Raw genomic sequence first — 25,346 nt, 5'->3', positions numbered from 1 at the left:
GCTCAACGCCCATGATGAGTGACACAAAAGGAGACCCCATGCCGACCCCGCAGTTCTTTTTCGCCCAGCCTCAATTTCGCGCGTCCGCCTCCGACCTCTCGCTTGCCTTGGCGAGCGAATACTATCGCTTCGAGATCTTCGCGACAGCCGAAGATCGTGACGCACACTGCGGGCCTACGGCACACCCCGACGTCAGGTACGTGCGGGCGACGATGGAGGACATCCCCCATCGCGCCATTGCGAGTTCGCGCCCGTCGGCTCCGTTGCGCACGATCGGCGCCGGATAGTCCGGAAACACGCCCGGCATCGGCGGCAGGTTGCCGACGTATCGGTTGATCACGCGAAAGAGGGCGATGATGGCCGCCTGGTTGGTGGTGATCGAGTAGAGATTGCACACGATAAATCAGCCTCGCGCGTTGCGGATTACCCTGTCGCGCATTTCGCTGGCCGAGATCTCTCCGGACTCGAACAAGGCAAGCTGTTCAAGGCAGTACGGGGATAGCTGCCCTCCCTCCATGAGAGTGATGGCGACGGCGTTCTTGACGCTGTTCGCTCTGGATATGCGATCCAGGTCGAGCGCAGAGGCGTCCACTGCCAAACGATTCTGCGCGCCGTCCAATGGCGGTCCGGACTTATTCATGACGGGCTCCTGGGAAGCAAAGTTTCGCACCATCCGCCGCGGGGCGCCAGACGTGACAGACGACCACCACATCGTCAGACGTCCGGTCGGGGGTGGCGCGGCTGCCACGCAAGCTGGAGCAAGGTCGCCGACGGGCGCCGCCCCGTCTTGGCGCATTTGCCGCAGCGCAGCCGGCTGGCCAGATCGTGCACGAAGGTGGTCGGCGGATGCTTCAAGGCCGCAAGATCGACGTCGTTCGGCGTCTTGCAGCGCGCGCACTGGATCTCCAACCAGGGAAAGCCGCCATTCACGGCCTGGTCGATGGTCGGGGACGGATCGATCGGCTCGCCGTCGCTCCACATCCGCTCGTTCCAGCTTTCGCAGAGCAGCTTGTCCACCTGCCGGATCATCGCTTCGCCCTTGGCCCGCATCTCCGCGGACTGCGCCGCCAGTATGTTGGCCATTGCGCGTGCCTTGCCGAGCTCCTTGCTGAGCGCCTTGCGGTCACCGCCCGACAGCGGCGTGGGATGGTATTTCGGCGCCATCCGGACATCCGAGCGTAGAGAAATCGGGCCGGCAATCCTGGGCGGACTAGAGGTCGATCAAGCCGCCGTCGACGAACAGTTCGGCGCCGGTGGTGTAGGTGGCATCGGCGGCAAGGTAGAGGGCCGCGGCGGCGACTTCGGCGGCGGTGCCGGTGCGGCCGAGCGGAATGCGGGTCTTGGCCCCCTCGATGAAGTTGTCCTTCTGGGCCGGTGTGAGGCCGCCCTTGTCGAGGATCGGGGTGACGATCGGGCCGGGGCTGATGGTGTTGACCCGGATGCCGCGCGGCGTCAGTTCCTTGGCGAACGTGCGGCCGAACGAGCGCAGCGCCGCCTTGGTCGAGCCGTAGATCGTGCTGCCGCCCAGGCCGCCGGCCGCGCCGGCCACCGAAGCGGTCAGAATGATCGCGCCGCCGTCCGGAATGACCGGAACGGCGTGCTTGAGCAGGAAGAATGCGCCCTTCACGTTCACGTTGAACTGGCTGTCGTAGAAGGCCTCGTCGACCATCTCGATCGGTGCGAACTTGGCGATACCGGCGTTGACGAACAGGACGTCGATGCGGCGGTGCCTGGCGTTGACCTGGTCGACCAGGGCCTTGGTGGCGGCCACGTCGCTGGCCTCGGAGACCAGCACCTCGATCCCTGGCAGCGCCGCCTTGGCGGCCTCTACCGAGCGCTCGCTGGAGCCGGTCACGATCACCGTCGCACCTTCGGATTGAAAGAGTTTGGCGGTCTCCGCGCCGATGCCGGAGGTGCCGCCGCTGATAAGGGCGATCTTGCCGTCGAGCTTTGCCATGAAAGGCCTCCTGACTTGAGTGGGTTGCCGTGACCGAGAGATGGGGCGGCGCGCGGCGCGGGCAATGGCGCCGCCGACCGGCTTTTTCCACGCACTACTGTGATTCAGCGTCTTCGGGGCCGATTCACAGCCAAAGGAAACGACCGCGAAGAAGTCGTCTCCAAAGGCGCAGCGCAAGTCGGCCTAGACCAAGCCGATCGGGGCGATCCTGATCGATGTCCGCTTTCCATCAACGGGGACGGAAAAGCGGACATCGTCTCTAACTTCGCTCCTGCGGGAGCGAATGCTCGAGGAAGAAACGCAGCATTTCCCTCGTTGCGTCCGGTCCGTCCGGACCGGTGTAGGAGCCGGCGGGGCTGCCTCCCGACCATGCGTGTCCGGCTCCGTGGATTTCCCAGTGCTCGAGGATTCCGCGTCCGCCGGCATCGGTATGGAGCGTGCGGGTGTAGGCATGCCCTCCCGGTACCCGCCCGCGATGCACCTTCTCCTTCGTGCTGGTCGCACCGATGGACTGTCGGAGAATTCGATCGCCGTTGTTCGGATGCACCGTGGTGTCGCGATCGCCGTGGAAGACGATCGTCGCAATGGGCGGGCCGTCCCCCGGCAATGCATCGGACCCGCCGCCTTGCCGCATGGCGATCAGCGCGGAGGGAAGGTCGGTGGCGGCCCCGCAGGCGAGTCCAGAATGTATGCCGATCGCTGCGTACAGATCGCCGTATCTCGCTCCCATGACGGCGGCGGCCGCGGCCCCGGCCGACAGTCCGCCGACGTACACGCGTTCAGGATCGACCGAATGGTCGCGCATGATCTGGCGGGTGATGCCCGCGATGAGCGAGGGTTCGCCGCCGCCGCGTTGCTGGTCGGCCGTGCGAAACCAGTTCCAGCATTTCGCATGGTTCGCCTCGGCGCGCTGCGCGGGATAGGCCACGAAACAGGTTCGTTCTTCCGCGATGAAGTTCATCCGCGTGCCGGCGGCGAAATCCTCCGGCGACTGCGTGCAGCCGTGGAGCATGATCACCAACGGAATGGGCTGTCCGTGATAGCCGCTGGGGATGAAGAGCCGGTAGGCGCGGCTTCCCGCGGCATTGCCGTAGACGCCTTCGACGAACCTGGCGCCGTCCGGCACCATGTCGGCCGTGGACGGTGGGGCGCGCCTTAGCGATCCTCCCAGCCCGAACCCGGGGAGGTTCTTGGCGAGATCTCTCGGCGTGCGAAGCGTGCGCGGCGGATATCTCTTCTCGGCGGCATTTGCCTTGGCGTCGATGGTCGGCGGCTCTCTCCCTGCAGGGGCGAGGCGGGCGGTCGTACGCGATGTCGCGTCTGGCGCACTTTCACCGCGAAGCATGCGCTGGAGGAGCGCGGAGGCCTCGACGAGTTGGCCGGAGCGCGTGAGGCGTGTGGCTTCGCGAACAATGTCCTGTTTCAGCATCGCATTCACCTCGTTCTGTCGGCGAGAGCGGCCTTGACCGCCGGACTGGCATGCAAAGCTCCCAGCACGGAGACAGAGGCAATCGTGGCGCGAGCAAGCTCGGGCGTGACGTCCTGGGCGATACTGGCGAGGCCCAGAACATTGATGTGCAGCATCTCACCGGCCCGCCGCGCCGTCTCAAGATCCTCGCGGCTGTAGTTCCGCAGCCCGAGGTCCAGGCTCTTTCGGGCCGTGGACTGCTTGACCACGTCCGCGTGACGTTCAAGCTGGTTGCGGATTGCGGTTCGAATGAAATCTGTACGGTTCGAGTAGAACCCTTCCTGCACCATCAGATCGACCTGACCAAGATCGACATAACCAAGGTTGATCGTGATTTTTTCGGTGTCAGCGGGCTTTGGTCGGATTTCGTGGACGTTGTTGGCCATAGCTTCACCATCCTTCTATCATCTGCCTGGATGGCATATGGATGGTTTCCGGCGCCCTTCAAGTGCACCGCCCGTGGCTGCCCCTCCTGAGATCACGCTAACCGGTCTCAGGCAGGCATTCCGGGCAGGTGTCGCCGATAGAGCCGGGCACGTGGTCGATCGCCGCCACCGCCAGCCCCGGCGAGACACCGGGCGGCGGGTCCTCGCGGGCGACGAGAAGGGCGCGGTCCCTCGCGTGCGGATCGGCACGGTCCTTCAATCCAGCCGTGCTCCTCGCACTCGCAGATGGCGCCGGCCTCGAGCAGGACGGAGTTAGCCCATCCTTCGATCGTCCGGATGGCGGGCCGTTTCTCCTTGAGCATCGGCATCCTGATTTCTCCTTGCGTCACGCAATCCTCGAGGGGCTCCGTCTTTGTGGACTACCGAGGTGGCTGGACGCATTATCTGCCGCCCGATCCTTGGCCGACTGCTCCAGGCGCGCAACGAGACGCTCTACTACGCGGTCCTGATGTCCGACCCGGCCACCTACATGCCGCTGGTCTATACGCCGACCGTCGGCGAGGCCTGTCAAAAATTCGGCCATATCTTCCGCAAGCCGCGCGGCGTGTATCTGCCGATCAGCGCACGCGGCCGGGTGAAGGAGCTGCTTTCCAACTGGCCGGAAAAGGACGTGCGCTTCATCGTCGTCACCGACGGCGAGCGCATCCTCGGTCTCGGCGATCAGGGTGCCGGCGGCATGGGCATTCCGATCGGCAAGCCGACAGTTACCTAACTTTCCAGACAGCTCCAACGTCGAAGGCGCATGCCGGATATTGATCTGAATCAAGAGAGTGGGTTTTGACCCAGAATGCGCAACCGTCAGTGATGCATAAGCCAGCGTAGCCCAGATGAGCGAAGCGACATCCGGGACAACTCCAACCCCCGGCCCCGGATATCGCTGCGCTCATCCGGGCTGCGCTTGCTGAGCTAATTGCTGCCATCGGTCGCAAGCCGCAGGAACTGCCGCTTCATCGCGTTGACCTTGGAGATATAGGCCGCAACGAGGTGGTCGCCGCAGTGCTCGCCGGCCATCATCTGAAAGTGACGGCGTGCGTAAGCTGTGGCGGGACCCGCGCCGCAGAGATGGATAAAGGCAGCAAGATTCTGCTTCTGCCGTGGGCTTGCCGTGTCATGGCCGACGCTGGCGAGAACCGCCGCCACATTGCGGTCCAGATACACGGACGCGAGCTCAATGGCATGGCCCGGGATCGCGCGAACATAGAGGCTGGTGAACCCGCAGCCGGTATCCGTGACCGCGTTCTCTCGGATACAGGACCGCGCCGCCTCGGCGTAGGCGGCATCGGTCATCTGGTAGAGGCCGACGGCGCTGGAGGCGGGCTGGTAAATCGCGAAAGGATTCAGGCTCAATTGCCGGCGCCAATAGGTGCGCGCCACCGGATTGCCGGTGCTCTCGACTTGCGCCAGCGCGGCCAGCAATTCAGGCGTGATCGTGTGGGTGGAATAGGCGCGGAAGAGCGGCCCATATTGCCGCCACGTCTCGGCCGGCTCCTTGTCGAGCCCGTTACCGACAAAGAAGAACAGCTCGGTCGGCTTGCGGATCACGTGATAGACGAGGTTCATCAGCACGACGACCGCAAGCAGAATTGCGACGACGCCTGCGATCCGAGCCGCCCGCGGTGCTTTCGCGAGCTTCCGTCGCGCCCACCGTACGCCCCGCCGCCAGCGGCGAAGGCGAGGGAGGAAGCTCTTGCTTTTTCTTGACATGCGTTGTGTGGAAGTGCGCAATCATGCCCCAGATATTGCCGCCATGGACTTGTTCGTTGTTCCAACGATCGGTTTTGACCTGCTCTATGCCTTCGTCATCGTGCGCCTGGACCGCAGAGACCTGGTCTGGATCAACGTCACAACGAACCCGACGGCAGAATGGGTTGCCCGCCAAATCACCGAGGCATTTCCCTGGGACGGGGCGCCGGACTACATGATCCGAGACCGCGATCGCATTTATGGCACCATTGTCACCCGTCGATTGCGCGCCATGGGCATTCGGGACAAGCCTACCGCACCGGCTTCACCTTGGCAGAATGGCGTTGCCGAACGGCTGATCGGGTCGATCCGCCGCGAGTGCTTGGATCATATCGTTGTTTTTGGCGAGGCCCATCTACGCCGAATCCTGCGTTCCTACACGCGCTATTACAATCCTGCATCACAACACCATCTGTCTATGTGATTGAAGAGAAGAGGTTTTGCTGATCGGGATGCGATCCCGTGGGGTAATTTGGGTTCTGCCTCGCGCGATGAACGACGCGCTGAGCCGCCGGTTCGCCGAGCGTTGATCGGCTGAAGATCCACGGACCATCCGGCAGAGGATGACCCCCTTCGATTTCGCCCGCTTCGGCGGCGAGCCTAAGCGTCTTCGGTGCAATGCCGAGCAAACCCGCCGCCTTGTTCAGATTAAGCCATGGCTCGTTGCCATCCGGCGCGGGCCGAAAGACCGGGATCTCATGATGCGACCTGAGCGCGGTGACCCGTTCCCGTGTCCAGCGATTGCCGTGGCCGGTCACCAGGCCGTTCCGGTTGAGGATGCCGGCAATCAGATCATCATTGGCGATGCGCACCAGCAGCCGGACGGCGGCGATGATGATGTCGGGCGAGGTGCTATTGCGCTGGCCGCGTCGTCGTCGCGGCACTCGAATCTCAGTGTGGATGCCGCCCATCCAATGAACGACGAGAATGACCTCGGCCGCGTTGTCGTCGATATCGGCGACGACCTCCTGGATAACAGTCCGCACGATGCGCTTTTTGAGCCGCGCGTCGGCCGTCGGGGCGGACCAGATGGCCTCCAGATTGCCTGCCAGGGTGGCGAAGGAGGATGGCGTTTTCTGCGCGCGCGGGTGTCGCCGCGTCGTGGGTGGCGATCTTCGACTCGACGTCGGCAACGCGACCGAGCGCCGTGTTCCAGCGCGCCTCCAGTTCGCCCGCCACGAGGCGGTTGGCCGGGTCGGCGGCGTCGTATTGGCGGAAGGCGCGCTCAGCCGCATAGCGCGCCGCCTCCAGGTCGCGCAGCAGCGCCGCCCGAACCTGGTCTTGTCGGTCGGCGGCCTCAGCCTCGGCGGCCACCGCCGCCGCGATCGCTCCAGGTTCGACGACCTGAAGCAGGGCCGCTGCGATGGCATCGTCGACCCGCAGCCCGCCGAAGGCGATGCAGCTCGGCTCGCCGGTATCAAGCCGGCCACGATGGCAGGCATAGCGGGGAATGTTGTGCTTCGTGCCCGTGTAGCAGGCGACCAATTTGCGGCCGCAGCGACGGCAGCGGAGGAGGCCGGCGAGCAATGCATCGCCGTGCTTGGCCGCGCCGTGGTGCCGACCCGTGGGGACGTTGTCGCTGATCATCCGGCGGATCGCCTCCGCACGCTCCCAGTCCACATAACCCTCATGCGCGCCGGGCTTTAGCGACAGCCATTCAGTGCGCGGTCGCGTGCGGCTTGTAACCCGCACGCGCGTGCCATCATAGCCCGTCACCGCACGGGTCTTACCATAGGCATAGGCGCCGCCGTAGGCCGGATTGCTGATGACGCTGTAGATCGTGGCGTAACAGGGCCGGCGCCAGACGATGTCGCCGTTGGTTCTCCGGCTCGGCAGATCGAGCCCGTGCTCATGGAACCACAGCAGAGCCTGGCGCGCGCTGCCGAGTTCGACCACCTTGTCGAACACCAGCGTGATCGCCTCCTGAACACGCCGGTCGGGATCCTTCTCCAGCCGGTCGCCGGCCTTCACGAAGCCGATCGGCGCACCGACGACGAGTTCGCCGCGTCTGGCCTTCTCGTAGCGGGCGGACAGCGAGCGTTGCCGCAGGAGATCGAGTTCGTATTCGTTGAGGCTCCCCTTGAGGCCAAGCAACAGCCGGTCGTTGCCCTGGCGTGGCGCGTACACCGTCTCCTGATCAATCAGCACGGTGTCGACGACGCGGCACATCTCGATCAGTTGCTGCCAGTCGCGGCTGTTGCGGGCAAAGCGGGAGACCTCGCGCGCGCAGACGGCGCCAACCTTGCCGAGGCAAACTTCCGCGACCATCCGCTCGAAGCCCGCGCGCTGAACGGAGTCCGCCGCCGAGCGGCCGAGATCGTCGTCGATCACCTCGATCTGCGACCAGCCAAGCGCCATCAGCCGATCCCGCATGGCGTATTGCAAGGCGCTGCTCTCCCGGTTGTGCAGCACCTGATGGGCCGATGATTGCCGCACATAGAGCAGCGCTTTGCGCTCCAGATGATGGGGGTGGATCTTGTCAGAGATCATGACCGGCCTCCATCATTACGGCCGTCCTGCTCTTGTCCGCATGCTCCAGGATCAGCTGCGCCATCAGGCTGGTCAGCGTGTCTTGCACCTCTGCCAGTAGCTCCGGCCAGTCCGGCGGTCCGATGAGACCGCCGGACTGGCCGCTTGCGAACAGGTCCATTTGCGGCGCCTTGCGCCGCCGATCCTGCATGTTCCGGCTCCGCTGTACTGGCAGCCGGCGCGCCTTTGTCTTGGCTGACATGGTCCTCTCCCCGATTCTGATCGCGAGAGGTCTTGATTGCGCCGGAAAGCGGGGCATTCGATGATGCGGTGCGCGCCTTCAACACATCCGTCAGAAGGCCCGATAACGTCAGCAGCGCTGATGAACTGACATGAGGTGCGGCGGCTAAGACCGGTGCATCCACGCAAGCCGCGCGATCGAACATCCAGGCCGGAATCTCAAACCACCGAGCGGCATCGGAGCCGCTCAGCGTGCAGCGGAATACAAGGTCACCCGCCTTGTCCAGCTTCTGATGGACAAAAACCGGCAAACCGAACCATGGATGCCACCGATACAAAACCTCGCGAAAGCCGGTCCTGTGGGTGTTATCAAGCTGCGTTGTACAACGGCACGCGCCCCCATTTGTCATTGAACAAAGACGCGCCGATATCACGCGCCGCCGAGACAGCCGGACGCATTCTCTGTCGCCCGATTCTGGGCGGACTGCACCATCAATATGGCCGGATTAAATTTACGACAGGCACAGGTTATCGAGGCCTATTTGGGCAGGCGGCACCGGCATGCTTAAGGTCGAAAACCTCAGGGTTTCCTATGGCCATATCGAAGTGCTGAAGGGCATTTCCTTTGATGTCGATCCGGGCGAAATCGTGGCCCTGATCGGCAGCAACGGTGCCGGCAAGACCACGACGCTGAGTACGATTTCCGGTCTGCTCCGACCGACCTCGGGCAAAATTACCTGGAAAGGCGAGACGATAAATGGCGCGGCCGTGGAGAACATCGTCAGCGCCGGCGTCGCCCATTGCCCTGAAGGCCGTCGTATCTTTCCCGGCCTCACGGTGCGCGAGAATCTGATCACAGGCACGGCATCGCGCTCTTACAGAAAATCTGAAATCGAGGCCGATCTGGCGCTGGTGCTCGACCTGTTTCCGCGCCTGAAAGAGCGTTTGACGCAGGGAGGTTGGTCGCTTTCCGGCGGCGAACAGCAGATGCTGGCCATCGGCCGCGCGCTGATGAGCCGCCCCAACCTGCTGATGCTGGACGAACCATCGCTCGGATTAGCACCCATTGTGATTGAGCAGGTATTTGACAAGATCCTGGAACTCAACAGGCGTACCGGCCTCAGCGTCCTTCTGGTAGAGCAAAATTCGGCGATGGCGCTCGATATTTCCGCGCGCGCCTTCGTGATGGAGACCGGCACGATCACACTGTCCGGGCCATCAGCGACCCTTGCCGACGATCCGCGGATTCGCGAGGCATACCTTGGAGGCTAGGGCCGAGCATCCGTCTCGATGTCCAATTTTTGTCTAATCAGCAGACCATTCGGAACCTTGAACGATAGCTGTACGCTAATAGCGTCGGTTGGCTTCGTTGAAAACGTTCGCTTTGAGCGCACCTCAATCATGACCTTGCGATGTGGCTCGACATAATCGACGCACTGTCTATTCGCCACTTGAACCAAATAGCCATCGCTAGGCTTCACTTTGCCGTGGCCCGGTTGCCGCCGCGGAAAAAGTGGCACGCCAATTGCTTCATTGCGAGCAACATAGAGGAGCTCGCATTTTGGTCGACGATCTGAACTTGAATAAAATATCACGCCGTACCGCCCTGGCTTTACCCCTCGGGTTAGCCGCATCATCCAGCACCATCTTCAACAGTTTGGCCAAGGCCGATCAGCCGGTACGAGGTGGCACGATGGTGATGATCGTGCAGCCCGAGCCCTCGACGCTCGCTCACTATGCCGTGACCGCCGGCAACATCCCGCCCATCGCCACGCAGATTTACGAAGGTCTTGTGACATACGACTGGGATCAGAATCCTCAGCCCAATCTCGCGACATCTTGGGAGACCGCGCCCGACGGCAAATCCATCATCTTCAAGCTGCGCGAAGGCGTTGTATTTCACAACGGCAAGCCTTTCACGAGCGCCGACGTCCAGTTCTCCTTCATGGAGATTTTGAAGAAATACCACCCCTTCGCGCCGCTCCTGCTCGCCGAGCTGACGGGCGTCGACACCCCTGACGAAAAGACTGCGGTTCTGCTTCTCGCCAATCCCGCGCCCTATCTCATGAAGGCACTCGCTGGGCGCGATCTCCCGATCATGTGCAAATCGGTTTTCGAGGGAACGCAGATCCTGCAGAATCCGTCGGCCAACAAGCCGATCGGCACCGGGCCGTTCAAATTCGGGCAATGGGACCGCGGACAGTTCGTGCGGCTTGACCGCAACGAAAAATACTGGAAGCCGGGGCTGCCCTATCTCAACCATATCATCGCGCGTTTCATCCCCGATGCCGCGACGCGCTCTGCCGCGCTTGAGACCGGCGAGGCGCATTTCGCCGGGTACAGCGCCGTCAATTACGCCGATCTCGCGCGGATGAAGACCAACCCGATGCTCGATACGACGATGAAAGGCTATGAGATGACGCCCGCCTTGAGCGTGCTCGAACTCAATGCCAAACACCCGCCGCTCGACAAGAAAGAAGTGCGCCAGGCCATCGCCTATGCGATCGATCGCAAGGTGATCCTGCGCGATGTCATGTATGGTTACGGCAAGCCGGCCACAGGCCCGCTCAGCAGTCTGTTCAAGACCGTCGGGTTCTATACCGACGATGTGCGCAAATACGACGTGCCCGACCGTCTCGACATTGCCAACAAGCTGCTCGACGGCGCGGGCCTGCTGCGCGGCGCAAACGGCATGCGCTTCGGCATGCATCTCGAAGTCAATTCATTCGGCGAGCAATGGCTGCGGCAGGCCGAATATCTGAAACAGGCGCTCGCGATCGTCGGGATCGATCTGACGCTGCGTTCGGAAGACACCGCCACCTGGTTGCGGCGCGTCTATACCGATTACGATTACGACATTAACGAGCCCTTCCTGAGCCAGGGCGTCGATCCGGTCTACGGTCTAAACAAGCAATATCTCACGTCGCAGATCCGCAAGGGTGTGACCTTCGTCAACGACAGCTTTTACGCCAATCCCGAATTCGACGGCATTCTCAACGAGGCCATGCGCGAGCCAGATCACGACAAGCGCGCCGTGCTGTACAAAAAGGCGCAGCAAATCCTTGCCGAGGATTGCCCGCTGGTCTGGCTCATCGACGTGCAATATGTCTCGGTCTTCAATCGAAAGCTTCACGATCACACAACCGGGCCGCTCGGCACGCAGCAAGCTTTCGAACGGGCCTGGCTGGAAACGTAGACCATGCGATTCGCCCTCTATATGGGATACCGGCTCGCCACCGCGCTGCCGGTGATCTTCGGCATCATGGTGCTCAACTTCCTGTTAATCCATCTCGCGCCGGGCGACGCGGCTTCCGTGCTCGCCGGCGAGAGTGGCGCTGCGACGCCCGAATATATGGACGCGCTGCGCCATAAATTCGGCCTCGACCAATCGATCGGCATGCAGTTCGTGACCTATGTCTCGAACATGGCGCATTTCAACCTCGGCTATTCCTACCGCAACGATGCCGATGTCAGCAGCCTGATTCTCGAACGGCTCGGGCCAACGAGCCTGCTGATGTTGACGGCTTTCGGCACCGCTGTGGCGCTCGGCATCATCCTCGGTCTGATTGCCGCGACCGGACGCAATTCCTGGCGCGACAACATCATTTCACTGATCAGCCTCGTCGCCTATGCGACGCCCGGATTCTGGCTCGGGCTGATGATGATCGTGATTTTTTCGATCGGCCTCGGCTGGCTGCCGACAAGCGGATTCGACACGGTCGGTGCCGGTCACGAGGGCTGGGCCGAGGTTTGGGACGTCGGTCGCCATCTCGTGATGCCCGCCGTCTCGCTCGCGCTGTTTTACCTCGCGCTTTATGCGCGCCTCATGCGATCGTCCGTCCTGGAGCAGACCGGCATGGACTACGTCACGACGGCGCGCGCCAAGGGCCAGACCGAGCGTCGCATCATGACGGGTCACGTCCTACGCAATGCGCTTTTGCCTATCGTGACGATCGCCGGCGTTCAGGCCGGCAATCTGATCGGCGGCTCCATCGTCGTGGAAACCGTCTTCGGCTGGCCAGGCATCGGCGCGCTTGCCTTCAACGCGCTGCAATCGCGCGACCTCAATTTGCTTCTCGCAATCTTCTTCATGTCAGCCTGCCTGATCGTGATCATCAACCTCGCCGTCGACGTGATCTACGTCATGCTCGACCCGCGCATGGAGATTTGACATGTGGGCGGGCTTCGCGCGGTTCGCGCGCAATCGGATGGCACTGTTCGGCGCAGCCGTGCTGCTGTGCCTGCTCCTGCTCGTCGTGTTCACGCCGGTGATCTACCCCGATGATCCGTTCAAGCTCGTTGGACCCGCCTTGCAGCCGCCGGGCGGGCGCTTTCTGCTCGGCACCGACACGCTCGGCCGCGACGTCGCGTCGGAAATCGCTTACGGCGCGCGCACTTCGCTCATCATCGGTGTCGGCGCGACCCTCGCCGCAATTGTCTTCGGCGCGGTGGCCGGAGGGGTCGCCGGCTATTATCGCGGGCGCACCGAGACCGTGCTGATGCGCATCACGGAATTCTTCCAAACCATCCCGGCCTTCATCTTCGCTCTGTTGATCGTCGCTATCCTCTCACCCTCGGTCTGTAGCGAGATCATCGCAATCGCCGCAGTCTCCTGGCCAAGCATCGCGCGACTCGTGCGAGGGGAATTCGTGTCGCTCGGCGGCCGCGAATTCGTGCAGGCCTGCGCGGGCCTCGGAGCGAGCGATGCGCGCATCATCTTCAATCACATGCTGCCGAACTGCGCCTCCTCCATCATCGCGGTCGGTTCGCTGCTGATCGGCACTGCTATACTGCTCGAAGCCGGATTGGCGTTTCTGGGCCTCGGCGATCCCAATGTCATGAGCTGGGGGTTAATCATCAGCGCGGGGCGCGCGGTGCTGCGCTCGGCCTGGTGGATCTGCACCTTTCCGGGCATCGCGATCCTGCTCACGGTGCTCGGTATCAATCTCATTGGCGACGGGCTCAACGAAGCCCTCAATCCGAGGCTGCGTGAGCGATGAACGAGACTGTTCTCGAACTTGAAAAGCTCACGATCGCTCTGCCGCCCGGCGCCGACCGCGCCAACGCCGTGAGCGATATCGATCTCGTTTTGCGCGCCGGCAAAGTGACATGCCTGATCGGCGAGAGCGGATCGGGCAAATCGCTCGTCGCGCGTTCGATCCTTGGCCTGCTGCCCCGCCCGCATGTGCGCGTCGGGAGCGGCCGTATCCTGTTCGAAGGCCAGGATCTCGCCATCGCGCCGCAAGACAAGATGCGCGCCATTCGTGGCGCAAAAATCGGCATGATCTTCCAGGAACCGATGACGGCGCTGAACCCGCTGCACACGATCGGCCGCCAACTCGATGAAGTGCTGCGCATCCATACGCCACTCGGGAAAGCCGCACGCCACGCCCGCGTGCTCGAATTGATCGACGGCGTCCATCTGCCGGAACCCGGCCGCATCATCCGTTCGTTTCCCCACCAATTGAGCGGCGGTCAGCGCCAGCGCGCGATGATTGCCATGGCTTTGCTGCTCAATCCGCGGCTGTTGATCGCCGACGAGCCGACGACCGCGCTCGACGTCACGACCCAGGCGCAAATCCTCTATCTGATCCGCGAGCTGCAGCGCGAGCACGGCACATCTGTTCTCTTCATCACGCATGATTTCGGCGTCGTCGCCGACATTGCCGATGAGGTCGCGGTGCTGCAGCGTGGCACCTTGGTCGAACGCGGCACGGCCGCCGCCGTGCTCGGCGCGCCGGGCCATCCCTATACCAAGGCCTTGATTGCCGCTGTGCCAAAGCTCATGCCGCCGACCGCGCGGCCGGCGAATACGCAACCGTTCATCATCGAGGCGCGCGATGTCGCCAAGACCTATGGCACGCGAGGCCTGTTTGGCGGGCGTGTCACGCATGCTCTGGCCGGCGTGGCGATGGAACTGCGTCGCGGTGAGACACTCGGCCTCGTTGGGGAAAGCGGCTCAGGCAAGAGCACTTTGGCGCGCGCCATCACGCGGCTCATGCCGATTGACGGCGGCGAAATTCTGCTTGGCGGCGCGGATATCGCCCAGCTCTCGCGCCGCCAGCTCCGCCCGGTCCGCAAACGCGTGCAAATGGTGTTTCAGGATCCCTACGCTTCGCTCGATCCGCGCCAGTGCATCATCGACATCATTGCGGAAGGCCCCATCATCCACGGCACCCTGCCCGCCAAAGCCCGCGAGGAGGCGCAAGCGCTGCTCGGCCTCGTCGGGCTCGACCCGTCGGCCGCACGGCGTTTTCCGCATGAGTTCAGCGGCGGCCAGCGCCAACGGATCGGCATTGCCCGCGCGCTCGCGCTTCATCCGGAAGTGTTGGTTGCGGACGAGCCGGTCTCGGGGCTCGACGTGTCGGTGCAAGCGCAGGTGCTCGCTCTGCTCGCCGATATCAAGGCGCGGCTGCATCTCAGCATGCTGTTCGTGACGCATGATTTGCGCGTCGCGCTGCAAGTCTGCGACCGCATCGCCGTGATGAAACAAGGCCAGGTGGTCGAAGTGGCGCCGACCGCCGAGATCTTTTTCAATCCGCAGCATTCCTATACCAAGGCCTTGTTCGCCGCCGTGCCTGGGGGCACCTGGCAAGACCGGAAAGCGTCATGACCTCGACCGAAGCCTTTGTGCCGGGCCCGCGCACGCATGTGCCGGGTGCAACGACGGGGCCGCTCGCCCGCCTCAGTTTCGCGGTCAAGGATCTGATCGATGTCGCCGACGTGCCGACCGGCGGCGGCAATCCCGACTGGCCCCGCTTCGCCGCAACGCCGTCCCGTCACGCATGGGTCGTGCAGACCCTGCTCGATGCCGGCGCGTCAGTCGTGGGCAAGACGATCACCGACGAAGTGTCGCTCGGCATTCTCGGTGAAAACGCGCATGACGGCACGCCGTTGAATTCGGCGGCGCCCGGCCGCGTGCCGGGTGGCTCGTCGAGCGGATCGGCATCGGCCGTCGCCGCCAAGGCCTGCGATTTCGCGCTTGGCACCGATACGGGCGGTTCAGTGCGCGTGCCGTCGAGCTTTTGCGGCCTTTACGGCATCCGGCCGACGCATGGGCGGATCGATTTCACCGGCATTGCCGTGCAGGCACCGGGCAGCGATACCTGTGGTTGGTTCGCGCGCGATGCCGCGACGTTCGCGCGGGTTGGCGAGGTTTTGTTCGGAAGCGCCCTGCCCGCCACGCTACCCACGACGCTGTTGGTGGCCGCGGATGCCTTTGGCTTCGCGGATGAAAATGTGCAGCAGGCGCTCGCGCCTTCCGTCGGCCGTCTCGCGGCGCTGATCGGCAAACGACGCGATGTCACCTTGGCGCCGCAAGGCCTTTCGGTCTGGCAGCGCGCACAACGCGTGCTGCAAGCAAGCGAGGCCTGGCGCACGTTCCAGCCCTGGCTCGACGGCCAGAATCCGCGGCTTGCTTTCAGCGTGGCGCGGGGCTTGTTGCAGGGCTCTGTCATGACCGACGCGGAGCGCAACGCCGCGAGCCTGATGCGGATGGAAGCCCGCGCCCGGCTCCGCATGCTGCTGCCATCAGACACGATCCTCTGCCTGCCGACGACGCCGTTTCCGGCGCCGCAGAAAGGTCTGCCGCTTCACCAACTGGACCCCATGCGCGAACGCATCAGCTGCCTGACCAGCCAGGGCGGCCTCACCGGCGTGCCGCAGGTCAATCTTCCGGGCGCCACGGCCGATGGCGCGCCGGTGGGGCTTTCGATCATCGGCGCTCGCGGGTCGGACCTCGACCTTCTGCGTGTTGCTGTTGCTTTCGAAGCGCAGGCCGCCGAGAACGCGTAGACGGATCCCCTGGAGAAGAGCGATGAATTTGGAGAATGAGACGGGCAGCTTTGCACTCGGCGATTTTGCCGTGGAAAAAGGCGGTGTGATCCGCGAGGCCCTGCTCGCCTGGCAACGCTTTGGCACGCTCAACGACAAGCGCGACAATCTCATTCTCTACCCCAGCAGCTATTCCGCGCGTCTTGCGGATATGTCCTGGCTGATCGGACCGGAAGGCGTTCTGGATCCCACGCGCTGGTGCATCATCGCCGTGGGCATGTTCTCGAACGGGGAATCGTCCGGCGCGGCGGAGACGCCGGATTATCCCGCGCTTGTCACCGTCGCCGACAATGTGCGGGCGCAACACCGTCTCGTCACGGAAATGGTCGGCGTGGACAAACTCGCCGCCGTCTATGGATTTTCGATGGGCGGTATGCAGGCCTATCATTGGGCGGCGCTCTACCCCGAAATGGTGGAACGCGCCTTCGTCGTCTGCGGCAGCGCCCGCACGGCCGATCACAACAAGGTTTTTCTGTCCGGCCTGTTGCGCACGCTCGAAGCCGCGCCCGAGCATACCGGCAATGGTCGCTTTTCGAGCGAGCCGGTGCTGGCGCTTAGGGCTTTTGGCCACATTTACGCCGGCTGGGTGTGAATAGGCGTGGGGGTCCGGTGCCGATCGGCAAGCTAAGTCCTTGACATCACTAATCTGGGTGGGGTCATTCCGTCGCGCCGGTTCACACTCCAGGTTAACCTTTGCCTGATCGCGGTTGGCGACCGCCTGCTGATATTGCGCCTGGGCCGCGACGGCGTTCGCGTCGAAGACCTGTTTCTGCTCCACCGAGACCGACAGGTCGTCGAGTTTGCGGCGGCGTTCTGCCTCGCTGCATTCTGGGCTGTGGCCTGAGCCTGATCGACCGCCGCATCGGCCAACTGGAGGGCGATCTTGTAGTTGGTCGGGTCGATCACCAGCAGCAAATCCCCCTTGTGCACGAACTGATTGTCGGCCGCCGATAGCTCGACGATGCGTCCCGTGATCTCCGGCGCCATGGTGACGACATAGGTGCGCACCGTGCCGTCGCGTGTCCAGGGCGCGCCCATATACGCGTCCGCCAACAGCAGCAGGTCTCCTTACGCATTGAGGTTGGCATTCAAGCTGTCGTTTACGTTCGCGGTGCTCCTGTTTCAACCCAATTCCACCTGTCAGCCGCGCGATAAAGAGATATCGTCAGGACGCACGTGAGCGAGATAGCCGTCTGGGCGCACCAGCACCGAAGCGAAGTTAGCGAGCAGCCCATCATTGCCTTCGGGCGCCAAGTTAACGTTTGTGATCCATTCCGCATTCGAAAGGGTTTCTCTATCCGGCGCACGTTGCAACCGAACCCAGCGGCCAGCCTCGAGAAAACGGTAGAGTGCCGTCCGCGAACCCTCCTCCAGCACGAGATCCATGTCGGGAAGACGCTGTCCGCTTACTCCGTTCCGATGCTCCCAGCCCGGATCCGGCCGGAAAAGCGGCTCGGGATAGGCCACTCCGAAGCCCGAACCTTCACCAGCGAGTTGACGGTTGACCTCGTGTACACGCAGCAAATCCTCGAACGCGCCCCGCAGAGCAAGCGCGGAAGGATCGAATTTGCAGAAGAGAGCAACCTGGGCAAGCGTGTTGCGGCGGAGTACCTCGCCGACCGGCCGGCGCTCTCGTTCATAGGTGTCTAGCAACGCCTCGGACGCGGTGCCGCGTAGAACGCTCGCCAGCTTCCAGCCAAGGTTCATTGCGTCCTGGATGCCGACGTTCAGGCCCTGGCCGCCCATTGGGGCATGGATATGGGCAGCATCGCCAGCGAGGAAAATGCGGCCGTTCCGGTAGTGCTCCGCGAGCCGCGTTTCGTCGGTGAAGCGTGTGAGCCAGACCGCATCGCGCGGGCGAAGATCCGTCCCTCCGATGCGGGCCGCGGCGGCCGCAAGTTCAGCGAGCGGTATAGGCTCCGTGACGGAAACGGGTGCACCCACCACGACCCTGTGATGTACAGCGTTGCCGCAGGACACCACAAACAAGACGCCGGCTTCGTTCACCACCGTGAGCAACGGTTGTGGCGGTGGCGCGTCGAGCACGGCCTCTGCCAACATGAAAGCATGCTGTGCTGGATGGCCGCCGAAATCGATGCCGGCCGCACGCCGCATGAAGCTACGAGCGCCATCAGCTCCGACGACGTAGCGTGCAGAAAAACGGAAGGACGCCTTGTCGTTTCGGCCTTCAAGGACAACGCCGTCTGCAGATGGCTCTGCTGTTTCGACGACATGGCCACGCCTGATATCCACACCAAGTTCCAGCGCCCGCTCTTCGAGCAGCGCCTCGGTCGTCGCCTGAGGCAGGAACAGCATAAAGGGAAAGCGCGTGTCGAACACCGAGAAGTCCAATGGCGTGCTAAGTCCAGCGTAATGGCCCTTCGGGATCGGGCGGCCGCGCGCGAGGAAACGATCGGCGAGCCCGCGTAGGGCGAACACCTCTAGGGTCCGGCCTTGCATCGCCAGTGCACGGGACTGAGTGACAACATCGGCGCGTCGCTCCAGCACCGCGACTTTCACTTTCGCTAGAGCGAGTTCGCAGGCAACCCACAGCCCGACGGGACCAGCGCCCACCACCAGGACATCGAATTCGTTGCTCAAGAATTGGTACTCCATCTATCTGCCCAAAAGAGCCAGTGCACAACGATGTCCGGCCAACCTCCAGACACGGCCTGTTGATAGGTGTAGGTCTGGACTGGAAACAAGATTGCTACTAGCTAGGCGATCGAGAACGCGCCGTTTCCCAAACGAGGACAGTAGAGGCTCACAAATGCGCGACCTCAACGATCTGTTTGCCTTTGCCAAGGTCGTTCAGCACGGTGGGTTTAGCGCCGCAGCGCGAGCGCTGCACGTGACCAAGTCGTCGCTCAGCAAGCGGGTCGCGAGGTTGGAGGAGTGCTACGGAGTACGCCTGATAGAGCGGTCAACGCGCAGCCTTCGGATCACGCCCGTCGGGCGTGCCGTGCACGAGCAGTGCGAGACAATGGTAGCCGCTGCGGAGGCCGCCGCCGTCGTCGCGGCCGAGGCCAGCGCGCTTCCTAGAGGTACAGTGCGGGTCGCATGTCCACCCGGTCTGCTATCAAACATTATGACACCGATGCTATCGGGCTTCATGGCGGCTTATCCGGAGGTACGGCTGGCACTCGCTGTCTCAAACCGGAGAGTCGATCTGGTGGAAGAAGGCTTTGACGTCGCGATTCGCGTACGCGAACGGTTGGACACAGATCAAGATCTCGTGGTCCAGCAGCTCGGCGTAAGCAGGCGGATTCTCGTCGCGCAACCGGCGCATCTATTGCGACGTGCGCCGGTCTGCGCGGTGACTGATCTTCCAAACGGGCCGCTGCTCGCTGGCCGGGATGAAGTGATCGATGAGCGTTGGACTCTGTGGCGCGAGGACGGCGAAGAGGCCTTTGTAGACTTCATACCGAGGCTTGCCTTTAGCGACCTACAAGTTCTTCTGGAGGCGACCTTGGGTGGAGCGGGGATCGCGCTGCTACCGAAGATCCATGCCCGTGAAGCTCTCGCCACCGGGCGCTTGGTGCACATCTTGCCGGCGTGGCGTGCGCCGGACAGCATCGTCCATATGGTATTCACGAGCCGACGCCGGATGGCGCCGGCAACCCGGGCTTTTGTCGAGTATGCGGCGAAGGAGCTTAGGCCGAAATTGTCAGCCGACGAAGGTCAGGTTTGCTTCTGATAGCTGAACGATAGCTATTTGGCGCAAAGCGGACCCAAGCGTAATCGCTTTAATCTGGTTCGCCGGCGGGTGTGAAGGTCCGCACTACCTCGTAGACGCCGGGTTCAAACTTGGCGATCGTTAGCGCTTCCTGAAGGAAAGGAAGAGGGACAGGGTCCTGACGCATTGCCTGATAATCGTTGATGCTCCGCCATTGTGCATACATCGTGACCTTCGTCCCGTCAGTGCTGCGATGGAGGCTGGCAGAAACAAAGCCTGGTGCCCGACGCACAACCTCCGTGGCTTCGATTAGAAGTTCAACGAGCCGTCGCTGGTTTTCCACGTCAACCGTGAACACATTGATCAGGGTCATTACATCGCTTCTCGCAGAAATCGTGGTCATAGTGTCGCTTCCTTCAGAGATTAGGTCGGAGCTACGCCGCCACTAGCCGACATGGTGCGCTCCAAGCTCGAGGCTTATCGCAGTCGGTTAGAAGGCGTCGCCAAATCCTTCGGAAGTCAAGAACTTCAACTCAGAGCGAAGTTTCGCCGCGCGCGCGGAACCGAACGCCTTTTCAAAACGGCCTTGCGCCTTTTGCCAAAGCTGCATCGCCTCTTCGAATTTCGCCACCCCGGCGGGCGTGAGAACTACCCGCTTGACCCGGCGGTCTTCTGGCTCGACCCGAAGCCTCACCAAGCCATCGCGCATCAGCGGACCCAAGGAATGGCGCATAGCCGACAGATCCATCAGCAGACTCTTGGCGAGCCCCGCCATGGTCGGACTGCCGAGATCATAAATTTGGGTGAGCAAGCTGAACTGGGTTGCCTTCAGGCCGCTCGGCTCGAACACGGCGTCGTAGAGCCTTCCCAGACGTCGAGCGGCTTTGCGAAGCGAAGCGTTGTTGCAGTAGCTCAGCATTTCCGCCCCTGCAGTGGTCTTGGTCGCACGGGGCTTAATGTCGTTTTTCACGGCCGATCTCCGTAGTCACGACATGAATTATAGCGCTCGGGGAGCGCCGAGGAAGTGGTGGCATATGCCAACACGCATACCTGCAGGTGGCGCCGTGCGGCGTGATCACGACTTTTCACCTTCCCATGATGTCCCCTGTAGCCGGCTTGCATAAGTAGCCTATGCCACTAATAATAGGTGGCATATGCTACTATTCCAAATCGGCAAATAGGAGACTTCGAGTGTCTGATCGAAAAAGAACGGCGGTGGTGACCGGAGCTACGGGCGGCATCGGCGCCCTGTACGCTGCCGGCTTGGCCGAACGGGGGCACGACCTGCTCCTCGTCGGCCGTCAACAGAAGACGCTCGACGTGGTCGCCAAAGCGGTCAAGCAAAGAACAGATGTCAAAGTGGACACCCTCGTCGCCAACCTTGCCGAGGCGGAGGATCTGGCGCGCGTCGAGGCGCGGATCTCGAGCGATCCGACAATCACCGCCCTGATTAACAACGCTGGCACCGCAAGCTTCGGTCCATTCGCCGCGCTGAGTTCTGACGCATTGGATGAGACGACCGCGGTTAACATTACCGCGTTGACTCGTCTCACCCGCGCAGTGCTGCCAGGCTTCCTGGCGCGCGGCACCGGTTCCATCGTCAATGTCGCATCCGTGCTGGCCTTCCATCCGTGGCCCGAGTTCGGCGTCTACAATGCTTCCAAGGCCTACGTCGTGAGCTTTTCGCAAGCCTTGCAAGGCGAGGTTGCAGGCAAAGGCGTCCTTGTGCAGGTAGTCATTCCGCCGGCGGTCGACACCGACTTCTGGAACAAGGCCGGACTGCCTGTCAGCAATCTTCCCGTCGGCGCGGTGATGAAGCCGCAACAGCTGGTGGACGCGGCGCTGAAGGGGCTGGATCGGGGCGAGAACTGGGTTTTCCCTTCGTTGCCTGACCAGGCCGTCTGGGATGATCACCAGAAGACGCGCCAAGTGCTGGTCGGCGGCCTGATGAATGGCGCGCTGGCGGCGCGATACGCGGCTTAACCGAAAGCCGGCACCCGGCGGGGTCACTTCGGCGAATGCAGATTCCGGCCGCGCCGCGGCCGCTACCTGGGTCAACCGGCAACGATGATGCGCGGACGCGCTCGCCGAAGCCGGCGCTGAAACGAAGCGAGGTTAAACGTGAACAATTAATCGCTGCGATGCTACGGCGATTTGCGCGCCCCATGCGCTATCCTCCGGTCGGGCAGCCCCTCTCGTTGTCCTCATGACAGTTGCATCGGGCTGCCGTGGACGAAGCCGCGGCACGGGCCTTCTTTTCAAAATTCGTTGCTGCGCAGAATGCGCATAACGCGGACGATGTGAAATCCATGCTCTGGAATTCGCCGAGCATGCTCTGGTTTTCGCGCGGCGGCGAAACCAGAGGACGCGATGCGGTCGCCGCTCGGTTCAAGGAGTATTACGAGGGCACGTGGCATCTCGAACCCGATATGTCGCAGTTTCACGTAGCGGCGATCTCGGACGATGTTATGCAGATTCTTGTCCCGATCGTTTTCACGCGCGGCCTTCCAGCAAACCGCCTCAAGACAACACCTTTCTCATCAGCCAAACGTTCGTTCGCGATGCAGATGGTTGGCACGTCGCTTCCATCCTGCCGATTGCAAACACCCAGCTCAAATAGCCGCGGAGCGTTGCATCGCGACAGGCCGGGCGCACCGCAGCGGCGCCTAACATTCGCAATGCGGCGACGAGCACGACGCTCACACGGAAATCCAACTACGGAGTTTAAAGGATGACGATGGCGGCAACAACGAAAGCGGTAAACGTCGATGGTGCGCGCGTCGCATATCGAGTGCACGGGCAAGGTCCCGCTGTCGTACTCGTAAACGGTACGGCCGCGCTGGATGCGCATTGGGGTCCGGTGATCGCAGAGCTCGGCAAACACCGGACCGTGATCAGTTTGGACTACTCGGGCTCCGGAGACACGACGGATGATGGCAGCGCACTTAGCCTGCAAAAACTTGCGCGCCAGGTAAGGGAGGTGGCCGGCGCGGCCGGCGTGAGCCGGTTCGATCTAATCGGTCATTCCCTCGGAGCGGCGATCGCAATTCAGCTTGCAGCCAGTTCCGCGGATCTGGTCCGATCACTCATTGTGGTCGCCGGCTTTTCGCGGGGCGCAGAGCCGCGGCTCAAGCTTCAATTCGAGCTCTGGCTTGACTTGCTCCGGACCAACCGCGACGCATTTCTCAGGCTACTCTTGCTCTCCGGACTCACGCCGGCGTTTGTTTCGAACGCGGGCGCCTCGACGATCGAGGACATGATCAAAGGCTACGTGCCTCTCGCCAATTGGGAGGGGATCGCACGTCAAATCGAGCTCGATCTGGCTGTCGATGTGAGCCGACAAGCCGAGAACGTTACAAGTCCCACGCTTGTAATCAACTGTGCTTACGATCAGATCGTCACGCAGACGCCCGAGTTGGCTGCGATCATTCCCGGTTCAATGTGCCGACAGATCAGTGCCGGGCATCTGGCATACTTCGAGGCGGCCGACGAATTTCTGTCCTTGGCTACCGAGTTTTTACGCCAGCACGACTCCTAGCTATTGAGGAGATCGTTATGACAGCGGCTTCAAAGCCGCTTTTCATCCCATCATGTCAGCGAGAAGACGATGAGCGGCGAAAAGATTCCGCCTAACGCGAGCGACTGCGATGACCAGCAGAAACACGTTCTGGCCAACCTTGTGAAGCGAGGCGCCGCTGGCCAGATCGAGCGGCGTGGATTCCTCCAGCTCGCATCGGCAATCGGCATTGGATCGGCATTCGCGGCCGCAATGGCCGATCGCGCGATGGCGTCTCCCCAAGTTAGGGCCAGGGCGGACGCAACATCGAGGCTTCCTATGACTATATCGTAATGGGGGCCGGTTCCGCAGGCTGCGTGATCGCGGCCCGACTTTCCGAAGATCCTGCCTGCCGCGTCCTGCTGATTGAGGCGGGGGGCGCCGATATCAGCCGGCCCGCTCTGCAAACCCTCGGCGCTCTGGCCAGCCAATTTCGGAACCGATGCCGATTGGGCCAATCGCACAGTACCGCAGGCCCAAGCCGCAGGGCGCGTCATCGACTGGCCCCGGAGGAAAGTCATCGGGGATCCAGCAGCATCAATGCGATGATCTGGGTGTGGGGACACGCCGCCGATTTCGATCAATGGGCCTATGCGGGCGATCAGGGCTGGGACTATGCGAGCCTGCGGCCGGTCTCAAAGAGCATCGAGACCTGCGCGCGGCAAACCTCCAGCGGCGAGCGCGGGTCTCACGGCCCCATGCATGTCGGGCCAGTCGCTGAGACTAGCCCGCTGACGGTAAGTTTCCTCAAGGCTGGTGAGGAAATGGGGCACGAGGTCTTGGAGGGTGTCAATGCGCCCTTACGCGATGGTGCCGGTTTCATGGATTTCAATATCAAGGATGGCCGGCGCTTCAGTGTTGTCCGCGGCTACCTGCTCCCTGCGCTTGAACGGCAGAACCTGACTTTGCTGACCCGTGCGCGCGTTGATGCACTTTCCTTCCAGCGGAGCCGTTGCACAGGGATCCGGTTTAGGATTGGGACGGAGCAATTTGAGGTTAATACCGATAGGGAAACCGTCCTGTGCGCCGGAGCGATCGAGTTACCCCGGCTGCTCATGCTTTCGGGCGTCGGCAATGCCGAAGAACTTCGCCGCTATGGGGTCTTCAAGATCATCCATTCATCACGGCCTTCGTCGCCGAAACGAAGGCACCGATGGCAGCCGCATCCCGCGCCGAGAGCCAGCTTTTCTTTCGAAGCACAAAGGAAGCCTCGACACCGGATGTACATGCTCTGCTTGGCGCTGCTGTGGTGGGTGTTCCCCAAATCAAGCCGAATGAGGCTTTTTCGATAGGGCTTGGGCTTCTCAGGACGCAGAGCCGCGGGCGCATCAAGATCACCTGCGCCGATATAAACGCGCCGCTTCTGATCGATCCGAACTATCTTTCCGCGGGAGCCGATCTTACCGCACTGTGCGCAGCAGTTGAACATTGCCGTGCGATCGGGTTAACGGCCGGACTGTCTGAATGGCGCAAGCGAGAGACCGGAGAGATTCCCTCTGGGAAGGCCGGAGTGAGTGAATATGTTGCGCGCAATATCTTGCGCCATGGGCGTCCATGAGGGGGCCGTCGTGGACCCGTGTTCATGACGTGGAAAATCTGCGCGTCGCGGACGCGTCGATCATGCCGACCATAACGAGCGGTAAAACAAATGCCCCGACGATTATGATCGCGGAGCGGGCGGCGCAAAAATGCTGACGGGGAACACACGCACGACTACGCTTCCAAGGAGCGCTTCTGGTCTCCGCGTTACATCCAGCACAGCGCTCATATTCCGCCCGGCCGCGACGGGTTCTTTGGCTTGGTCAAGAGCTTGCCCGCGACGCTGCGCTACGAGAACTACATTGCGGCGGCGACCGGCGATTTCGTCATACTTCATGGGCGGTTCAGCGGTCATGGCATGCCGGCCGCGTGAATCGTCGCCGACATCGTTCGCATAGAGGACGGAGTGCTGGCGGAGC

At 62.4% G+C, this 25,346-nt stretch carries 30 protein-coding genes and 2 pseudogenes; 17 read left to right on the top strand and 15 right to left on the bottom strand.

Annotation, left to right across the window (positions count from 1 at the left end; genetic code table 11):
• Positions 1–214: 214 nt before the first annotated feature.
• The 7 genes and pseudogenes from NL528_RS09280 to NL528_RS09250 all read right to left on the bottom strand — a co-directional run.
• A pseudogene (locus NL528_RS09280) lies at positions 215–397 on the bottom strand (SOS response-associated peptidase); the annotation flags it as partial.
• A gap of 6 nt (positions 398–403) precedes the next feature.
• Positions 404–640: a hypothetical protein gene (locus NL528_RS09275; protein ID WP_309182388.1), complete on the bottom strand. Its 237-nt coding sequence runs from the start codon at positions 638–640 to the stop codon at positions 404–406.
• A 74-nt stretch (positions 641–714) separates the two neighbouring features.
• Positions 715–1,164, bottom strand: coding sequence for a hypothetical protein (locus NL528_RS09270; protein WP_309182387.1), 450 nt, complete (start codon positions 1,162–1,164; stop codon positions 715–717).
• A gap of 46 nt (positions 1,165–1,210) precedes the next feature.
• Positions 1,211–1,957 carry an SDR family oxidoreductase gene (locus tag NL528_RS09265; RefSeq protein WP_309182386.1) on the bottom strand — a complete coding sequence of 249 codons (747 nt, stop codon included), beginning with the start codon at positions 1,955–1,957 and terminating at the stop codon, positions 1,211–1,213.
• 259 nt (positions 1,958–2,216) lie between these two features.
• Complete coding sequence (locus tag NL528_RS09260) at positions 2,217–3,386, bottom strand: PHB depolymerase family esterase (RefSeq protein ID WP_309184839.1); 1,170 nt, start codon at positions 3,384–3,386, stop codon at positions 2,217–2,219.
• A gap of 5 nt (positions 3,387–3,391) precedes the next feature.
• Positions 3,392–3,811, bottom strand: coding sequence for a CopG family transcriptional regulator (locus tag NL528_RS09255; RefSeq protein WP_309182385.1), 420 nt, complete (start codon positions 3,809–3,811; stop codon positions 3,392–3,394).
• A gap of 97 nt (positions 3,812–3,908) precedes the next feature.
• Positions 3,909–4,179: pseudogene (locus NL528_RS09250) on the bottom strand (hypothetical protein).
• A 59-nt stretch (positions 4,180–4,238) separates the two neighbouring features.
• Here NL528_RS09250 and NL528_RS09245 point away from each other — a divergent pair.
• Positions 4,239–4,583 carry a hypothetical protein gene (locus tag NL528_RS09245; RefSeq protein WP_309182384.1) on the top strand — a complete coding sequence of 115 codons (345 nt, stop codon included), beginning with the start codon at positions 4,239–4,241 and terminating at the stop codon, positions 4,581–4,583.
• 194 nt (positions 4,584–4,777) lie between these two features.
• On the opposite strand, the gene NL528_RS09240 is transcribed toward NL528_RS09245, so the two are convergent.
• Entirely contained in the window at positions 4,778–5,575 is a 798-nt protein-coding gene (locus NL528_RS09240) for a transglycosylase SLT domain-containing protein (RefSeq protein WP_309182383.1), read from the bottom strand.
• Between NL528_RS09240 and NL528_RS09235 the strand changes: the two genes are divergently transcribed.
• On the top strand, positions 5,559–6,038 hold the full coding sequence (locus NL528_RS09235; RefSeq protein ID WP_309182382.1) for an integrase core domain-containing protein: 480 nt from the start codon (positions 5,559–5,561) through the stop codon (positions 6,036–6,038). The two genes, NL528_RS09240 and NL528_RS09235, sit on opposite strands and share 17 nt — an antisense overlap.
• Here the strand turns inward: NL528_RS09235 and NL528_RS09230 are convergent.
• The 3 genes from NL528_RS09230 to NL528_RS09220 are packed head-to-tail and all read right to left on the bottom strand — an operon-like array spanning position 6,031 to position 8,345.
• Complete coding sequence (locus NL528_RS09230; protein WP_309182380.1) at positions 6,031–6,525, bottom strand: hypothetical protein; 495 nt, start codon at positions 6,523–6,525, stop codon at positions 6,031–6,033. The two genes, NL528_RS09235 and NL528_RS09230, sit on opposite strands and share 8 nt — an antisense overlap.
• Positions 6,506–8,104 carry a recombinase family protein gene (locus NL528_RS09225; RefSeq protein WP_309182379.1) on the bottom strand — a complete coding sequence of 533 codons (1,599 nt, stop codon included), beginning with the start codon at positions 8,102–8,104 and terminating at the stop codon, positions 6,506–6,508. The genes NL528_RS09230 and NL528_RS09225 overlap by 20 nt, the downstream gene beginning before the upstream one ends.
• Complete coding sequence (locus tag NL528_RS09220; protein ID WP_309182378.1) at positions 8,094–8,345, bottom strand: hypothetical protein; 252 nt, start codon at positions 8,343–8,345, stop codon at positions 8,094–8,096. The genes NL528_RS09225 and NL528_RS09220 overlap by 11 nt, the downstream gene beginning before the upstream one ends.
• A 539-nt stretch (positions 8,346–8,884) precedes the next feature.
• On the opposite strand from NL528_RS09220, the gene NL528_RS09215 reads away from it, so the two are divergent.
• From NL528_RS09215 to NL528_RS09185, 7 genes are all read left to right on the top strand, one after another.
• A complete protein-coding gene (locus tag NL528_RS09215) occupies positions 8,885–9,595 on the top strand; it encodes an ABC transporter ATP-binding protein (protein ID WP_375143996.1) in 711 nt (236 codons plus the stop codon).
• Positions 9,596–9,902: 307 nt separating this feature from the next.
• Positions 9,903–11,519 (top strand): ABC transporter substrate-binding protein, encoded by a 1,617-nt coding sequence (locus tag NL528_RS09210; RefSeq protein ID WP_309182376.1) that lies wholly within the window; start codon positions 9,903–9,905, stop codon positions 11,517–11,519.
• A gap of 3 nt (positions 11,520–11,522) precedes the next feature.
• A complete protein-coding gene (locus tag NL528_RS09205; RefSeq protein ID WP_309182375.1) occupies positions 11,523–12,494 on the top strand; it encodes an ABC transporter permease in 972 nt (323 codons plus the stop codon).
• A 1-nt stretch (position 12,495) separates the two neighbouring features.
• Positions 12,496–13,323, top strand: a complete 828-nt coding sequence (locus NL528_RS09200) for an ABC transporter permease (protein WP_309182374.1) — start codon at positions 12,496–12,498, stop codon at positions 13,321–13,323.
• Positions 13,320–14,936, top strand: a complete 1,617-nt coding sequence (locus NL528_RS09195; RefSeq protein WP_309182373.1) for an ABC transporter ATP-binding protein — start codon at positions 13,320–13,322, stop codon at positions 14,934–14,936. The genes NL528_RS09200 and NL528_RS09195 overlap by 4 nt, the downstream gene beginning before the upstream one ends.
• 17 nt (positions 14,937–14,953) lie before the next feature.
• Complete coding sequence (locus NL528_RS09190; protein WP_309182372.1) at positions 14,954–16,117, top strand: amidase; 1,164 nt, start codon at positions 14,954–14,956, stop codon at positions 16,115–16,117.
• 22 nt (positions 16,118–16,139) lie between these two features.
• Complete coding sequence (locus NL528_RS09185) at positions 16,140–16,748, top strand: alpha/beta fold hydrolase (protein ID WP_309182371.1); 609 nt, start codon at positions 16,140–16,142, stop codon at positions 16,746–16,748.
• A gap of 32 nt (positions 16,749–16,780) precedes the next feature.
• Here the strand turns inward: NL528_RS09185 and NL528_RS09180 are convergent, their stop codons facing one another.
• Together NL528_RS09180 and NL528_RS09175 are read right to left on the bottom strand one after the other, a co-directional pair.
• Positions 16,781–17,209 (bottom strand): biotin/lipoyl-binding protein, encoded by a 429-nt coding sequence (locus NL528_RS09180; protein ID WP_309182370.1) that lies wholly within the window; start codon positions 17,207–17,209, stop codon positions 16,781–16,783.
• An 87-nt stretch (positions 17,210–17,296) separates the two neighbouring features.
• Positions 17,297–18,772: an FAD-dependent oxidoreductase gene (locus NL528_RS09175; RefSeq protein ID WP_309182369.1), complete on the bottom strand. Its 1,476-nt coding sequence runs from the start codon at positions 18,770–18,772 to the stop codon at positions 17,297–17,299.
• A gap of 154 nt (positions 18,773–18,926) precedes the next feature.
• On the opposite strand from NL528_RS09175, the gene NL528_RS09170 reads away from it, so the two are divergent.
• Positions 18,927–19,853, top strand: a complete 927-nt coding sequence (locus tag NL528_RS09170) for a LysR family transcriptional regulator (RefSeq protein WP_309182368.1) — start codon at positions 18,927–18,929, stop codon at positions 19,851–19,853.
• A gap of 49 nt (positions 19,854–19,902) precedes the next feature.
• Here NL528_RS09170 and NL528_RS09165 read toward each other — a convergent pair whose 3' ends face one another.
• Together NL528_RS09165 and NL528_RS09160 are read right to left on the bottom strand one after the other, a co-directional pair.
• Positions 19,903–20,205: an antibiotic biosynthesis monooxygenase family protein gene (locus tag NL528_RS09165; RefSeq protein ID WP_309182367.1), complete on the bottom strand. Its 303-nt coding sequence runs from the start codon at positions 20,203–20,205 to the stop codon at positions 19,903–19,905.
• A 117-nt stretch (positions 20,206–20,322) separates the two neighbouring features.
• On the bottom strand, positions 20,323–20,682 hold the full coding sequence (locus NL528_RS09160; protein WP_309182366.1) for a MarR family transcriptional regulator: 360 nt from the start codon (positions 20,680–20,682) through the stop codon (positions 20,323–20,325).
• Positions 20,683–21,023: 341 nt separating this feature from the next.
• Here NL528_RS09160 and NL528_RS09155 point away from each other — a divergent pair, with 341 nt between their 5' ends.
• The 7 genes from NL528_RS09155 to NL528_RS47000 all read left to right on the top strand — a co-directional run bounded on the left by NL528_RS09155 (position 21,024) and on the right by NL528_RS47000 (position 25,083).
• Positions 21,024–21,815, top strand: coding sequence for an SDR family oxidoreductase (locus NL528_RS09155; RefSeq protein WP_309182365.1), 792 nt, complete (start codon positions 21,024–21,026; stop codon positions 21,813–21,815).
• A 245-nt stretch (positions 21,816–22,060) separates the two neighbouring features.
• Positions 22,061–22,567 carry a nuclear transport factor 2 family protein gene (locus NL528_RS09150; RefSeq protein ID WP_309182364.1) on the top strand — a complete coding sequence of 169 codons (507 nt, stop codon included), beginning with the start codon at positions 22,061–22,063 and terminating at the stop codon, positions 22,565–22,567.
• Positions 22,564–23,370 carry an alpha/beta hydrolase gene (locus tag NL528_RS09145; RefSeq protein ID WP_309182363.1) on the top strand — a complete coding sequence of 269 codons (807 nt, stop codon included), beginning with the start codon at positions 22,564–22,566 and terminating at the stop codon, positions 23,368–23,370. Before NL528_RS09150 ends, NL528_RS09145 begins: the two co-directional genes overlap by 4 nt.
• Before the next feature lie 69 nt (positions 23,371–23,439).
• Positions 23,440–23,682: a twin-arginine translocation signal domain-containing protein gene (locus tag NL528_RS47010; RefSeq protein ID WP_375143995.1), complete on the top strand. Its 243-nt coding sequence runs from the start codon at positions 23,440–23,442 to the stop codon at positions 23,680–23,682.
• Complete coding sequence (locus NL528_RS09140; protein WP_309182362.1) at positions 23,682–24,680, top strand: GMC family oxidoreductase N-terminal domain-containing protein; 999 nt, start codon at positions 23,682–23,684, stop codon at positions 24,678–24,680. The genes NL528_RS47010 and NL528_RS09140 overlap by 1 nt, the downstream gene beginning before the upstream one ends.
• Positions 24,635–24,946, top strand: a complete 312-nt coding sequence (locus tag NL528_RS47005) for a GMC oxidoreductase (protein ID WP_375143994.1) — start codon at positions 24,635–24,637, stop codon at positions 24,944–24,946. The genes NL528_RS09140 and NL528_RS47005 overlap by 46 nt, the downstream gene beginning before the upstream one ends.
• On the top strand, positions 24,943–25,083 hold the full coding sequence (locus tag NL528_RS47000; RefSeq protein WP_375143993.1) for a GMC oxidoreductase: 141 nt from the start codon (positions 24,943–24,945) through the stop codon (positions 25,081–25,083). The genes NL528_RS47005 and NL528_RS47000 overlap by 4 nt, the downstream gene beginning before the upstream one ends.
• Positions 25,084–25,346 lie beyond the last annotated feature (263 nt).

The sequence above is a fragment of the Bradyrhizobium sp. Ash2021 genome, from assembly GCF_031202265.1.
Lineage (GTDB): Bacteria > Pseudomonadota > Alphaproteobacteria > Rhizobiales > Xanthobacteraceae > Bradyrhizobium.
Note: the sequence above shows the minus strand (reverse complement) of the source record. Positions and strands in the feature narration are given on the sequence as shown.